Genomic DNA, 13,701 nt, shown 5'->3' on the forward strand with positions numbered 1-13,701 from the left:
AATGGAAGGCAATGCATTGTTCGGACTGAAGGGCCGCGTCGCGCTCGTCACCGGTGCGAGTTCGGGGCTCGGGCGGGCGGCGGCGACCTATCTCGCCCGGGCCGGTGCCCGAGTGGTGGGGCTGGCGCGCCGTGCGGACTCGCTTGAACAATGGCGCGCCGAGACGGAGGGGCAGACGGCCAGCCTTGCCGCCGACCTGGCTTCCGGCGAGGACCCCGTTTCCATTGCAGCCAAGGCTGCGGAACCCTTCGGTCCACCGGACATCCTGGTCAATGCCGCCGGCCTCAATCTGCGCCAGTCGGCCGATCAGGTAACGCCTGACGGCTGGGAGAAAACCCTCGCGCTCAACCTCACGGTGCCGTTCTTTCTCGCCCAGGCGCTTGTACCGGGCATGCGCAAGAAGGGCTGGGGCCGGATCATCAACTTCGCCTCGCTGCAATCACGCCGGGCGTTCACCAACGGCATCGCCTATGGCGCCTCCAAGGGCGGGGTCGAGCAGATGACCCGCGCCATGGCCGAGGCCTGGTCGCGCGACGGCATCAACGCCAATGCGCTGGCGCCGGGCTTCTTTCACACCGAACTGACCGGCCCCGTGTTTGCCGACCCGTCGGTGTCCGCCATGCATGCGGCAGCCACCTGCATCGGCCGCAACGGCGAGATGGCCGATATCGAGGGACCGCTGCTGTTCCTGGCCTCCGACGCATCGGCCTATGTCACGGGGCAGCTGCTTTTCGTCGATGGGGGATACACCGCGAAATGAAAGCGCTTGTCTACACGGCTCCCGAGAGCCTGGTCTGGCGCGACGAGCCCGAACCCGATCTGCCGTCAGGCGAATGCCTTGTCCGGGTCGAGGCGGTCGGCATCTGCGGCTCCGACATGCACGCCTATCTCGGCCATGACGAACGCCGCCCGGCGCCGCTGATCCTCGGCCACGAGGCCGCCGGCGTCGTCATCGAGGGCCCGGGCTCCGGCCGGCGGGTTACCGTCAATCCGCTCGCCACCTGCGGCAAGTGCAGAGCCTGCAAGACCGGGCGCAACAATCTCTGTGTGAAGCGTCAGATCCTGTCGATGGCGCCGCGCCAGGGCGCCTTTGCCGAATACATCGCCATTCCGGCGGATAACCTGGTCGAGATGCCGGAGCATGTCTCCTTCGAGAAGGCCTGCCTCGCCGAGCCGCTGGCCTGTGGCTGGCACGCGGTGCGGTTGGGAGCGCGGGCCGGGGAGGTGCCTTTGCCGGCCGCCCGCTGCCTTGTTATCGGCGGTGGTGCAATCGGCCTTGGCGCTGCCCTGGCGCTGAGAGCCAACGGCGTCGCCGACATCACGGTCAGCGAAGCCAACCAGCGTCGGCTTCCCGCCCTGAAATCTGCTGGCGCCTTCAGGATAGCCACGCCCGACGAGATCATGGCGGAGGATCCGGGCGGCTACGATCTGGTGATTGACGGTGTCGGCTTTGCAGCGACACGGGCGACGGCAAGCCGTGCGGCCCGGCCAGGCGGCGTCATTGTCCACATCGGATTGGGCGACGCGTCCGCCGGACTTGATATAAGGCGTCTCACGCTGCAGGAGATCGCCTTCATTGGTGCCTACACCTACACGCCGCAGGATTTTCGCGAGACGGCTGCGGCTATCTTCGATGGCCGTCTCGGCAGTCTCGACTGGGCCGAGGAGCGCGCCATGGAAGATGGAGCCGGGGCATTCGCCGATATCCTGGCCGGGCGGGCCGCAGCACCCAAGATCATTCTCAAACCTTGAGCGCGGGATCGGCCCGCGCGCCATCGTCCGCCGTTTTGCAATGCGTGAAGTCACCCCTTAATTGCCGGGGTGGCTTGAGTTTTTCGGTAACAAGGCCCTTAAGCTCCGGTCGAAGCGGGGGGAGCCTGGTGGCATGTTCGCCGGGAATGTCTTGCCGGATATCGTTTTTTGAAGTGTTGGTCTGCAGAGCAGGATAGATAACCTCCATGTTGAATATACCCTTGCGCGCTAAAACCCTGTTTCCCGGTCTGCTGCTGGCTCTCACCATCGCTGCGGCGGCGAAGTTCCTCTCCGAGCATTATGCTGCGCCGGTGATGCTGTTCGCACTGCTTATCGGCATGGCCTTCAACTTCATGGCCGACCAGGAACGCACCTCAGAAGGCGTGGTCTTTGCCTCCAAAACGCTGCTCAGGCTTGGCATTGTGCTCCTGGGCGCCCGAATCACGCTGGGCGATATTGCCGGAATCGGGACCTCGGGTCTGGTGACGGTGGCAAGCCTGATGGCGCTCACCATCGGCTTCGGCTTCGTCTGCGCCAGGTTGTTCTCAAGGGGATGGCGGTTTGCCATCCTGACCGGTGGATCGGTCGCCATCTGCGGCGCATCGGCGGCGCTGGCGCTGGCAGCGGTGATTCCCGCCAACGACAAGACCGAACGCAACGTGCTGTTCACCGTCGTTGCCGTCACCACGCTGTCGACCATCGCCATGATCATCTATCCGGTGCTGTTCGGCCTCGCTGGACTGAGCGACCAGCAAAGCGGCTTCCTGATCGGCGCAACCGTGCACGACGTGGCACAGGTGGTGGGCGCCGGATACTCGATCTCGACCGAGGCCGGCGACACCGCAACCATCGTCAAGCTGCTCCGCGTCACACTTCTGCCGGTGGTGCTGATCATTGTCGCGCTGTCGACGGCGCGGCGTGGAACCGGGTTTTCCCAGGTGCGGTTGCCGCTGTTTGTTATCGGCTTCGGCGCCGTCACCATCGCCAACAGCATCGGCCTGATCCCGGCTGCTGTCGCGGCATTGCTGGTCGATGCGTCTTCATGGTTTCTGGTCATCGCCATCTCGGCGCTCGGGGTGCGCACCAACATGAAAGCCATGATGGATCTGGGCTGGCGCCATGTTGCCGTCATCGTGCTGGAAACGGTGTTTCTGCTGGCCCTGGCCTGGGCTGCGGTTTCTTTTGGCCTGGCAGGCATCTGACCCCGACCCGAGCCGGACCCGGTTTCGATTGTTCAAGCCATTACAACGAGCTATCTGACCGGAGGCTTCGCCGTTGTCGGGGTATAGGCTTTTCCCGCCATTCGCGTGGCAGCGCGGGATTGCTGCTTCAACCGCCTCCCGCCAGCACGCTTGACAGTCCCCTTGGGCTGTGACCTCAATGCAGTATCCGCAGGGTGACAAGGCAGAAAGCCTGCCCCCGCAAGGATTCATTCGGGAACACGTTTACCTGGGAGTTTTGTTGTGAAACACGTTCAAAAATTCGTGGCAGTCGCGCTGATGTGCACCGCCGCTGCACTGGCGCCGGTGACCGCGAAAGCGGAAACGCCGCCCGATACGCTGGTCCAGGCATGGGCGATCGACGACATCATCACGCTCGATCCGGCGGAGGTCTTCGAATTCAGCGCCTCCGAGGTGCTGGGCAACGCTTATCAGGGGCTGATCGGCTACAACGTCAAGGATGTCTCGGAAATCTTCGGCGTGATTGCCGAAAAATGGGAAGTCTCCGCCGACGGCAAGACCTTCACCTTCACTATTCGTCCCGGCATGAAGTTTGCCTCGGGCAATCCGATCACCGCCGAGGACGCGGTTTACTCGCTTCAGCGCGCCATCAAGCTCGACAAGTCGCCGGCCTTCATCCTCACCCAGTTCGGATTGAGTGCCGACAATGTTGACGCGATGATCCGCAAAACCGGCGACATGACCTTCGAATTCGAGATGGACAAGGCCTATGCGCCGACGCTGGTTCTGTATTGCCTGACATCGACGGTGGGCTTTATCGTCGACAGCGAACTGGTCAAGAGCCACGAGGCTGACGGCGACTTCGGCTACAACTGGCTCAAGACCAACTATGCCGGTTCGGGCGCCTTCACCATTCGCGACTGGCGTGCGAACGAAGCCATCGTGCTGGAACGCAACGACAATTATTCGGGCGAAGCCCCGCCGATGGCGCGCGCCATCTATCGCCATATCCCGGAAACCGCGACCCAGCGCCTGCTGCTCGAGCAGGGCGACATCGATATTGCCCGTAATGTCGGCGCCGAGGAAATCACCGCGCTGTCCGACAATCCCGACATCGTCGTCGAGAGCGGCGTCAAGGGATCGATCTACTATCTCGGGCTCAACCAGAAGAACGAGAACCTGGCCAAGCCGCAGGTCCGCCAGGCTATGAAGTATCTGGTCGATTACGCCACTATTGCCGACACCATCATGAAGGGCAAGGTGATCCCGCATCAGGCGTTCCTGCCGCGCGGCTTCCTGGGTGCTCTTGAGGACACGCCGTTCTCGCTCAATGTCGAAAAGGCCAAGGAACTGCTTGCCGAAGCAGGCCTGCCCGACGGTTTCACCGTCACCATGGACACCCGCAACACGCCTGAAATCACCGCGATGGGCCAGGCCATCCAGCAGACCATGGCGCTGGCCGGTATCAAGATGGAACTGATCCCGGGCGACGGCCAGCAGACGCTGACCAAGTACCGTGCCCGCAATCACGACATCTATATCGGCCGCTGGGGGCCGGACTATCAGGATCCGCACACCAATGCCGATACCTTTGCCCGCAACCCAGACAACTCCGATGATGCCGCCTCCAAGCCGCTGGCTTGGCGCAATGCCTGGGACATCCCGGAAATGACGCTGAAGGCCGATGCGGCGATCCTTGAAGCCGATGCGGCCAAGCGGGCGCAGATGTATGTCGATCTCCAGACGGAGCATCAGCAGACATCTCCGTTTGTTATCATGTTCCAGGAGATCGAGGTTCTGGCGCGTCGCAAGAACGTCGAGGGCTTTGTCGTCGGCCCGTCGTTCAACGACAACTCGTTCAAGGCCGTGACCAAGTAAGTGTCTGTGGCAAACGCTCTCGCGGAAGGGCGCTCCCGCGCCCTTCCGGCTTTCCTCGGCAAGACCATACGGCTGCTTGCCACCATTGCCGTCACCATTTTCGGCCTGCTTGTGGTCACCTTCCTGATCGGCCGCGTGGTACCGGTCGACCCGGTGCTTGCCGTCGTCGGCGACCGTGCCTCGCAATCGACCTACGACAAGGCTTTTGTCGAGCTCGGTCTCGACCGTCCGCTCTACGTGCAGTTCGGCCTCTATGTCGAAAAGGCGGTGACCGGCGATTTCGGTCAAAGCATGCTGACCAAGAAACCGATCATCGATGACATCGCCCGGGCCTTTCCCGCCACGCTCGAATTGGCAACGGTGGCGATCCTGATCGGCACGCTGTTCGGTATTCCGGTCGGCGTCTGGGCCGCGGTTCGGCAGGGCAAGCTGGTCGACCAGGTGGTGCGCATCGTCGGCCTGATGGGCTATTCCGCGCCGATCTTCTGGCTCGGCCTGCTCGGCCTTCTGGTGTTCTACGCCAAATGGGGCATCGTCGCAGGCCCGGGCCGTATCGACATCTCCTATGAATATGGGTTCACGCCGACCACCGGCCTGTTTCTCATCGATACCGCGATGCAGGGCCAATGGAGCGCGTTCCGCAACGTCGTCTCGCACATCGCGCTTCCCGCCTCGCTGCTCGGGTATTTCTCGATGGCCTATATCGCCCGGATGACCCGCAGCTTCATGCTCAACGAACTGGCGCAGGAATATGTCGTCACCGCCCGGGTCAAGGGCGTCGCCGAATGGCGCATCATCTGGGTGCACGCGCTCAGGAACGCCGCCGTGCCGCTGGTCACCGTTGTCACCCTGTCCTACGCCAGCCTGCTGGAAGGCTCGGTGCTGACCGAGACCGTCTTTGCCTGGCCCGGCCTCGGCCAGTACCTGACCAACTCGCTGCAGAACGCCGACATGAACGCGGTGCTGGGCGGAACGCTGCTGATCGGCATCATCTTTGTCGGCCTCAACCTGCTTTCGGATTTCCTCTACACCGTGCTCGACCCCCGGGTCAGGAGGCGGGCATGAGCATCGGCGCCTCCCGCCAGAGCCTCAGTGAATGGCTGCAGACCGAACAGCCGGCCTCGCGCCGCCAGGCCCGTCTCGGCCAGGCCTGGCGCACCTGGCTGCTGTTCACCGGCAACCGGCTCGGTATGATCGGCCTCGCCATTGTGCTTCTGCTGGTGCTTGTCGCCATCTTTGCCGATGTCATCGCGCCCTATGATCCGCTGCTGGGCGGTGACCTGAGGACGATGCGGCTGCTGCCGCCGTCGATGGATCACCTGATGGGCACCGACGACCTGGCACGCGACATCTTCAGCCGGGTGGTCCACGGCGCGCGGCTGACATTGATGGTGGTGGCGCTGGTCGCCATCATCGCCACGCCGATCGGCCTGCTGGTCGGCACCGTTTCGGGCTATTTCGGCGGCTGGGTCGACACCGTGCTGATGCGGATCACCGATATCTTCCTGGCCTTTCCGCGGCTGATCCTGGCGCTGGCTTTCGTCGCCGCGCTGGGACCCGGGATCGAGAACGCCATCATCGCCATCGCGATCACCTCCTGGCCGCCCTATGCAAGGCTGGCGCGCGCCGAAACGCTGACCATCCGCAACGCCGATCACATCGACGCGATCCGCCTGCAGGGTGCCTCCTCGGGGCGCATCATTTGGGGCCACGTGGTGCCGCTTTGCCTGTCCTCGGTGATCATCCGCGTCACCCTCGACATGGCCGGCATCATCCTCACCGCCGCCGGCCTCGGGTTCCTGGGGCTCGGCGCGCAGCCACCGCAGCCGGAATGGGGCGCGATGATCGCCGGCGGCCGCCGTTTCATCATCGATTACTGGTGGGTCGCGACCATGCCCGGCATTGCCATCTTCACCGTCTCGCTCGGCTTCAACCTGCTCGGCGACGGCCTGCGCGACGTGCTTGATCCGAAGGCCGAAAAATGAGCCCGCTGCTGTCGGTCGAGAACCTGCGCATTGCCTTCCCTTCGCGCCAGGGGCCGGTCGAGGTGGTGCGCGGCGTCAGTTTCAGTCTGGGCCGCGAACGGCTCGGCATCGTCGGCGAGAGTGGCTCCGGCAAGTCCCAGACCGGCCGCGCCATCCTCGGGCTGACGCCGGTCTCGGGAACCGCGACCGCGGACCGGCTGGAATTCGACGGTGTCGATCTGCGCAACGCCAGCACCAGGCAATGGCGCAAGCTTCGCGGCGCGCGCATGTCGATGGTGATGCAGGACCCGAAATTTTCATTGAACCCGGTGATGACCATCGGCCGCCAGCTGATGGAGGCGGTCAAGCTGCACGGTGGCAAGTCCGAGGCGCACGACAAGTCGATCGCCATGCTCGAGGCCGTGCAGATCCGCGATCCCGAACGGGTGATGGCGGCCTATCCGCACGAACTCTCCGGCGGCATGGGCCAGCGCGCCATGATCGCCATGATGCTGGTCACCGAACCCGATCTGCTGATCGCCGACGAACCGACCTCGGCGCTCGATGTGACGGTGCAGATCGAGGTCCTGCGCATTCTCGACCGCCTGGTCACCGAGCGCGGCATGGGGCTGATCTTCATCAGCCATGACTTGAGGCTGGTCTCGACCTTCTGCGACCGGGTGCTGGTCATGTATGCCGGCCGGGTGGTCGAGGAACTTGACGCCCGGAGGATGAACGAGGCCACGCACCCCTACACCAGGGGCTTGCTCAACTGCCTGCCGACCATCACCGGCGACAGCCGCCCGCTGCCCGTGCTGGCGCGCGACGATGCCTGGCTCGAGTAGGAGCGCCCTGATGGCTTTTATCGATATCGAAGACCTTGAAGTCACCTTTGAAGGCAGCGGCCGGCAGGTGCGTGCGCTCAAGGGCGTGTCGCTCGCCGTGGGCGAAGAGGAGAGTTTCGGCATCGTCGGCGAGAGCGGCTCCGGCAAGTCCACCGTGCTGCGCGCGTTGTGCGGCCTGGCGCCGGTCACCGGCGGCCGGATCAGCATTGCCGGTGAGCCTGTGCAGACGCCGCGAGACCCGGCCTTCTACCGCCGCGTCCAGATGGTGTTCCAGGATCCCTATGCTTCGCTGCATCCCCGCCACACGGTTGACCGCGTGCTCTCCGAACCGCTCGCCATCCATGGCTTTGACCACGCCGAGCACCGGGTCGAACAGGCGCTCGAGGATGTCGGCCTGGGGTCGGGATTCCGCTTCCGCTATCCGCACCAGCTCTCCGGCGGCCAGCGCCAGCGCGTCGCCATCGCCCGCGCCCTCATCCTGGAGCCGAAAGTGATCCTGCTCGATGAGCCGACATCGGCTCTCGATGCCTCGATCCAGGCCGAGGTTCTCAATCTGCTCGACCGGCTGCGCGCCGAGCGTGGCCTGACCTATGTTCTGGTCAGCCACGATCTGGCCGTCGTCTCGCACATGTGCGACCGGTTGGTGGTGATGCAGGGCGGCGAGGTGGTCGAGCAGTTGACCCGCGAGGCTCTGCAGGCCCATGCTACGACCGAGGACTACACCCGCAACCTGCTGACGGCGAGCGAGGGGTTCACCCGGGATCCCGCCGTTCAGCGCTGATGGAGCCAGCCATGGCGACAATGCCATTTTTCGACGGCCACAATGATTTCCTGCTGCGCCTGCTGCGCGAGCCTGAACGCCGCGAAGCCCTCTGGCTTGAAGAAGGCCAGGAGGGCCATCTCGATCTGCCGCGGATGAAGAAGGCCGGTTTTGCCGGCGGCTTCTTCGCCATCTACATTCCTTCGCCGCACGAGGACGATGAACCCGATTATCAGGCGATGATGGACGCGCCGCCCTATGATCTGCCCCTGCCTGACCTGATGACCGCGAGCGAAGCTCAGTCGACCGCCTTGCAGATGGCGGCGTTGCTGATGTGGATGGAGCGGGCCTCCCGGGGCGCGCTGAAGATCTGCCGCAACTCCGCCGACCTCCGCGTCTGCATGGAAACCGGCACCATCGCCGCAATCATGCACATGGAGGGCGCGGAAGCCATTGACCCCGATCTAGATGCGCTCTACGCCTTCCACGCCATGGGCCTGCGTTCACTCGGCCCGGTCTGGAGCCGTCCGACCGTGTTTGGTCACGGCGTCCCGTTCCGCTTCCCCGGTGATCCGGACACCGGCCCGGGCCTCACCGACGCCGGCAAGGCGCTGGTCAGGGCCTGCAACGAACTCAGGATCATGATCGACCTGTCGCACCTGAACGAGAAGGGCTTCGACGATGTCGCGAGCCTTTCGGACGCTCCGCTGGTCGCCACCCATTCCAACGCCCATGCGGTCACGCCCTCGACCCGCAACTTGACCGACCGCCAGCTCGGGATGATCCGCGAGAGCGGCGGCATGGTCGGCCTCAACTACGCCACCGTGTTTCTTCGCGAGGACGGTCGCAAGGCAACCGATTGCGGCTGGGACCCGGTGATGCGCCACCTCGATCACCTCGTTGAAACGCTCGGCGAAGACCATTTGGGCTTCGGCTCCGATTTCGACGGCGCCGAACTCCCCGACGTCATCGGCGACGTCACCGGCGTTCAGGCGCTGATCGACCAGATGCGCGAACGCCAGTACGGCGAGGCGCTGATCGAAAAGATCGCCCGAAAGAACTGGGTATCGCTACTGGAGCGGACCTGGGGAAGCTGAGCCAACCGCCGTGCCGCCCCTCCATTCTCCCCTCGTGGGAGAAGGTGTCAGCGCAGCTGACGGATGAGGGGGCTCACACGTTCCGCTTTAGCCCCGAGATCCGCGCCAGCACGGCATTCGCCGCATCGAGCACGTTCGAGCCCGGGCCGAAGATCTCGGCGACGCCCTTTTCGCGCAGGAACGCGTAGTCCTGTTCCGGGATCACGCCGCCGACCACCACCTGGATGTCGTCGCGGCCCTTGTCTTTGAGCCGGGTGATCAGTTCGGGCACCAGCGACTTGTGGCCCGCGGCGAGCGAGGAAACGCCGACCACGTCAACGCCAAGCGCGATGGCCTTGTCGGTGACTTCCGCCGGCGTTTCGAACATGTCGGTGAGATTGACCTTGAAGCCCATGTCGGCAAACGCCGTGGCGATCACCTTGGCGCCGCGGTCATGACCGTCCTGGCCCATCTTGGCTACCAGCACATGCGGCGCCTGGCCTTTGTCGGCGGTGTAGTCAGCGATGCGCGAGCGGATCGCCTGGTATTCCGGATCGTCGTGATAGACATCCTCGTAGACCCCGCCGATCACCTTGGTCACCGCGTGGTGGCGGCCGCCGAAACCGCGTTCCATGGCGTCGGAGATCTCGCCCAGCGAAGCCCGGGCCCGCGCCGCGTCGACCGCGGCTGCGAGCAGGTTGCCCTTGCCTGATTTCGCCACCTGCTCGAGTGCGGCGATCGCCGCTTCGTGCGCCTTCGGATCGCGGCTGTCGCGCATCTTCTTCAGCCGGGCGATCTGGCCGGCGCGCACCTTGTCGGTGTCGATGTCGAGAATGTCGACCTGTGGCTCGTCGGCCAGCCGGAACCGGTTGACCCCGACGATCACATCCTCGCCCCGGTCGATCCGCGCCTGACGTCTTGCCGCTGCCTCCTCGATCCGCATCTTCGGCAGGCCCTGCTCGACAGCCTTGGTCATGCCGCCCAGCGCCTCCACCTCGGCGATCAGCTCCCAGGCCTTTTCGGCGAGATCTGCGGTCAGCTTCTCGACGTAATAGGAGCCGCCGAGCGGGTCGACGACATTGGTGATCCCGGTCTCGTGCGCCAGGATCAGCTGGGTGTTGCGGGCGATGCGGGCGGAGAATTCCGTCGGCAGCGCGATCGCCTCGTCAAAGGAGTTGGTGTGCAGCGACTGGGTGCCGCCGAGCACCGCCGCCATCGCCTCGAACGCCGTGCGGACCACGTTGTTGTACGGATCCTGTTCGGTCAGCGACACGCCCGAGGTCTGGCAATGGGTCCTGAGCATCTTCGAGCGCTCCGACTTGGCGCCGAAGTCTGTCATGATCTTCGACCACATCTGACGCGCCGCGCGCAGTTTCGCGGCTTCCATGAACACGTTCATGCCGATGCAGAAGAAGAACGACAGCCGGCCGGCAAACGCGTCGACATCAAGCCCCTTGGCCTGCGCCGCACGGACATATTCCATGCCGTCGGCCAGCGTGTAGGCCAGTTCCTGCGCCAGCGTCGCCCCGGCTTCCTGCATGTGGTAGCCGGAAATCGAGATCGAGTTGAACTTCGGCATTTCGGCGGCCGTGAACTCGATGATGTCGGCCACGATCCGCATCGAGGGCTCGGGCGGATAGATGTAGGTGTTGCGGACCATGAACTCCTTGAGGATGTCGTTCTGCACCGTGCCGGTGAGCGCCTTGCGCTCGACGCCCTGTTCCTCGCCTGCGACGATGAACATCGCCAGCACCGGGATGATGGCGCCGTTCATGGTCATCGACACGCTCATCTCGCCCAATGGAATGCCGTCGAACAGGATCTTCATGTCCTCGACCGAATCGATCGCCACACCGGCCTTGCCGACATCGCCGGTGACCCGCGGATGGTCGGAATCATAGCCGCGATGGGTGGCAAGGTCGAAGGCGACCGAAAGGCCCTTCTGCCCGGCGGCGAGGTTCTTGCGGTAAAACGCGTTGGAGTCCTCCGCCGTCGAGAAGCCGGCATACTGACGGATCGTCCAGGGCTGGCCGGCATACATGGTCGAGCGTACGCCGCGGGTGAACGGCGCGAAGCCCGGCAGCTCGCCAGCCGCGCTTTCGGGCAGGTCCTCGGCGGTGTAGAGCGGCTTCAGCGTGATGCCTTCCGGCGTCTCGGTGTTCAGGCTCTCGACCGGCTTGCCCTTGAGATCCTTCGTGGCAAGCTCGAGCCAGTCGCGGGTGGTCTTGCTCATTTCGCGAACTCCATGATGATTTCGTCGACGGCGAGGCTGTCGCCGGCTTTCACCGGAATGCGCGAGACCACACCCTTGCGCTCTGCCTTCAGCACGTTTTCCATCTTCATCGCCTCGACCACGGCCAGCGTCTGGCCCTCCTGCACCTCGTCGCCCTCGTTGACGGCGATCGAGACGATCAGGCCGGGCATCGGACAGAGCAGCAGGCTCGACGTGTCGGGCGCCACCTTTTCCTTCATCAGCCGGGCGAGCTCGGCGACGCGCGGGGAAAACACCTGCACGCGCACATCGACGCCCAGCTGCCTCAACCGCCATCCGGCATCGGCCGGCTCCACCTTGATCGCATGCATCGTGCCATCGATGTCAAAGATCGCCAGCTTCGCGCCGGGCATCCAGTCGGTCGCCACCGCCATCGGCTCTCGGCCGGGCAGGCGCACCATGTAGACGTCGTCGGTATCGTCGATATGCCCGGTGATCTCCTGGCCGGCGATGCGGACCACCTTGTCCTCGTGCGCCCGTTTCTCCGCCTGGCTGAACCGCGCGCCGGAGATTTTTGCATTGCGCTCGCCCGAGATGTGGCTGAGCAGCAGCGCCGCGATGGCAAAGCGCTCGACGGTCGCATCATTGGGCGGCACCGGGCCGAAGCCGTCGGGATATTCCTCGGCAATGAAGCCGGTCGACAGTCGCCCCTCGCGCCAGCGCGGATGCTGCATCAGCGCCGACAGGAACGGCAGATTGTGGCCGATACCCTCGACCTCGAACCGGTCCAGCGCGTCGGCCATGGCGTCGATGGCCTCGAGCCGGGTCGGCGCATGGGTGCAGAGCTTCGCCACCATCGGATCGTAGAACATCGAGATTTCCGAGCCCTCGGTCACACCGGTGTCGTTGCGGATGGTGACGCCGTCGGTCACCCCTTCCTGCGGCGGCCGGTAGCGCGTCAGCCGGCCGATCGAGGGCAGGAAGTTGCGGTAGGGGTCCTCGGCATAGAGACGGCTTTCCACCGCCCAGCCATTGAGCTTCACATCGGCTTGCGTGAAGGGCAGTTTCTCGCCGGCGGCCACCCGGATCATCTGCTCGACCAGGTCGACGCCGGTGATCAGTTCGGTCACCGGATGCTCGACCTGCAGCCGCGTGTTCATTTCAAGGAAATAGAACTTGCGGTGCTTGTCGACGATGAATTCCACCGTGCCGGCCGACTGGTAATCCACGGCCTTTGCCAGCGCCACCGACTGCTCGCCCATCGCCTTGCGGGTTTCCGCGTCGAGGAAGGGCGAGGGGGCCTCTTCCACCACCTTCTGGTTCCGCCGCTGGATCGAGCATTCCCGCTCGCCGAGATAGATCGCGTTGCCGTGACTGTCGGCGATCAGCTGGATCTCGATGTGGCGCGGCTCCTCGATGAATTTCTCGATGAAGATCCGGTCGTCGCCGAACGAGCTTGCGGCCTCCGATTTCGAGCGCGAAAAGCCCTCGCGCGCCTCGGCGTCGTTCCATGCGATGCGCATGCCCTTGCCGCCGCCGCCGGCCGAAGCCTTGATCATCACCGGATAGCCGATCTCGGCGGCGATCTGCGCCGCATGCGCCTCGTCGTCGATCAGCCCCATATGGCCGGGCACGGTGGAGACGCCGGCTTCGGCGGCGATCTTCTTCGAGGTGATCTTGTCGCCCATCGCCTCGATGGCTTTGACCTTCGGGCCGATGAAGGCAATGCCTTCCCTTTCCAGCGCCTCGCAGAACGAGGCCCGCTCGGACAGGAACCCGTAGCCCGGATGCACGGCTTGCGCGCCGGTCTCCTTGCACGCGGCGATGATCTTCTCGGCGATCAGGTAGGATTGGTTGGCAGGAGGAGGCCCGATATGCACCGCCTCATCGGCCATCGCCACATGCACCGCATCGCGGTCGGCATCCGAATACACGGCAACAGTCTTGATGCCCATTGCCCGCGCGGTCTTGATGACCCGGCAGGCAATTTCACCACGGTTGGCGATGAGGATCTTGGAAAACATGCACTTCTA

General features: G+C 64.4%; 12 protein-coding genes. 9 read left to right on the forward strand and 3 right to left on the reverse strand.

The genetic code is table 11. The features are described from left to right. The first annotated feature begins 1 nt into the window (after position 1). Both O4H62_RS20695 and O4H62_RS20700 read left to right on the forward strand, forming a co-directional pair. Positions 2 to 760, forward strand: a complete 759-nt coding sequence (locus tag O4H62_RS20695) for an SDR family NAD(P)-dependent oxidoreductase (protein WP_269390725.1) — start codon at positions 2 to 4, stop codon at positions 758 to 760. Next, the gene (locus O4H62_RS20700; protein ID WP_269390727.1) at positions 757 to 1,752 is read left to right on the forward strand and encodes an alcohol dehydrogenase catalytic domain-containing protein; all 996 of its coding nucleotides are present in this window, start codon (positions 757 to 759) and stop codon (positions 1,750 to 1,752) included. The genes O4H62_RS20695 and O4H62_RS20700 overlap by 4 nt, the downstream gene beginning before the upstream one ends. Here O4H62_RS20700 and O4H62_RS20705 read toward each other — a convergent pair. Next, positions 1,742 to 1,960 (reverse strand): hypothetical protein, encoded by a 219-nt coding sequence (locus tag O4H62_RS20705; RefSeq protein ID WP_269390728.1) that lies wholly within the window; start codon positions 1,958 to 1,960, stop codon positions 1,742 to 1,744. The two genes, O4H62_RS20700 and O4H62_RS20705, sit on opposite strands and share 11 nt — an antisense overlap. Here O4H62_RS20705 and O4H62_RS20710 point away from each other — a divergent pair. The 7 genes from O4H62_RS20710 to O4H62_RS20740 all read left to right on the forward strand — a co-directional run bounded on the left by O4H62_RS20710 (position 1,959) and on the right by O4H62_RS20740 (position 9,477). After that, entirely contained in the window at positions 1,959 to 2,954 is a 996-nt protein-coding gene (locus O4H62_RS20710; protein WP_269390729.1) for a YeiH family protein, read from the forward strand. The genes O4H62_RS20705 and O4H62_RS20710 overlap by 2 nt on opposite strands. 297 nt (positions 2,955 to 3,251) lie before the next feature. Next, positions 3,252 to 4,811 (forward strand): ABC transporter substrate-binding protein, encoded by a 1,560-nt coding sequence (locus tag O4H62_RS20715; RefSeq protein ID WP_269390919.1) that lies wholly within the window; start codon positions 3,252 to 3,254, stop codon positions 4,809 to 4,811. Next, positions 4,812 to 5,876: an ABC transporter permease gene (locus tag O4H62_RS20720; RefSeq protein ID WP_269390730.1), complete on the forward strand. Its 1,065-nt coding sequence runs from the start codon at positions 4,812 to 4,814 to the stop codon at positions 5,874 to 5,876. Further along, a complete protein-coding gene (locus O4H62_RS20725) occupies positions 5,873 to 6,796 on the forward strand; it encodes an ABC transporter permease (protein WP_269390733.1) in 924 nt (307 codons plus the stop codon). The genes O4H62_RS20720 and O4H62_RS20725 overlap by 4 nt, the downstream gene beginning before the upstream one ends. After that, on the forward strand, positions 6,793 to 7,620 hold the full coding sequence (locus O4H62_RS20730; protein ID WP_269390734.1) for an ABC transporter ATP-binding protein: 828 nt from the start codon (positions 6,793 to 6,795) through the stop codon (positions 7,618 to 7,620). The genes O4H62_RS20725 and O4H62_RS20730 overlap by 4 nt, the downstream gene beginning before the upstream one ends. A 10-nt stretch (positions 7,621 to 7,630) precedes the next feature. After that, entirely contained in the window at positions 7,631 to 8,401 is a 771-nt protein-coding gene (locus O4H62_RS20735; protein ID WP_269390736.1) for an ABC transporter ATP-binding protein, read from the forward strand. 11 nt (positions 8,402 to 8,412) lie between these two features. Beyond that, a complete protein-coding gene (locus O4H62_RS20740) occupies positions 8,413 to 9,477 on the forward strand; it encodes a dipeptidase (protein ID WP_269390737.1) in 1,065 nt (354 codons plus the stop codon). Between the two features lie 73 nt (positions 9,478 to 9,550). Here O4H62_RS20740 and scpA read toward each other — a convergent pair whose 3' ends face one another. Then, a complete protein-coding gene (gene scpA, locus O4H62_RS20745; protein WP_269390738.1) occupies positions 9,551 to 11,689 on the reverse strand; it encodes a methylmalonyl-CoA mutase in 2,139 nt (712 codons plus the stop codon). Further along, positions 11,686 to 13,692: an acetyl-CoA carboxylase biotin carboxylase subunit gene (locus O4H62_RS20750; protein WP_269390739.1), complete on the reverse strand. Its 2,007-nt coding sequence runs from the start codon at positions 13,690 to 13,692 to the stop codon at positions 11,686 to 11,688. Before O4H62_RS20750 ends, scpA begins: the two co-directional genes overlap by 4 nt. Positions 13,693 to 13,701: the final 9 nt, after the last annotated feature.

Origin of the sequence: Parahoeflea alexandrii (genome assembly GCF_027214025.1) — a bacterium.
GTDB lineage: Bacteria > Pseudomonadota > Alphaproteobacteria > Rhizobiales > Rhizobiaceae > Hoeflea > Hoeflea alexandrii_A.

Coding starts and splice junctions, on each gene's coding strand:
- O4H62_RS20735 (WP_269390736.1), top strand. CDS start 7,631: ATGGCTTTTATCGATATCGAAGACCTTGAAGTCACCTTTGAAGGCAGC.
- O4H62_RS20725 (WP_269390733.1), top strand. CDS start 5,873: ATGAGCATCGGCGCCTCCCGCCAGAGCCTCAGTGAATGGCTGCAGACC.
- O4H62_RS20750 (WP_269390739.1), bottom strand. CDS start 13,692: ATGTTTTCCAAGATCCTCATCGCCAACCGTGGTGAAATTGCCTGCCGG.
- O4H62_RS20710 (WP_269390729.1), top strand. CDS start 1,959: ATGTTGAATATACCCTTGCGCGCTAAAACCCTGTTTCCCGGTCTGCTG.
- O4H62_RS20700 (WP_269390727.1), top strand. CDS start 757: ATGAAAGCGCTTGTCTACACGGCTCCCGAGAGCCTGGTCTGGCGCGAC.
- O4H62_RS20695 (WP_269390725.1), top strand. CDS start 2: ATGGAAGGCAATGCATTGTTCGGACTGAAGGGCCGCGTCGCGCTCGTC.
- scpA (WP_269390738.1), bottom strand. CDS start 11,689: ATGAGCAAGACCACCCGCGACTGGCTCGAGCTTGCCACGAAGGATCTC.
- O4H62_RS20730 (WP_269390734.1), top strand. CDS start 6,793: ATGAGCCCGCTGCTGTCGGTCGAGAACCTGCGCATTGCCTTCCCTTCG.
- O4H62_RS20740 (WP_269390737.1), top strand. CDS start 8,413: ATGGCGACAATGCCATTTTTCGACGGCCACAATGATTTCCTGCTGCGC.
- O4H62_RS20705 (WP_269390728.1), bottom strand. CDS start 1,960: ATGGAGGTTATCTATCCTGCTCTGCAGACCAACACTTCAAAAAACGAT.
- O4H62_RS20715 (WP_269390919.1), top strand. CDS start 3,252: ATGTGCACCGCCGCTGCACTGGCGCCGGTGACCGCGAAAGCGGAAACG.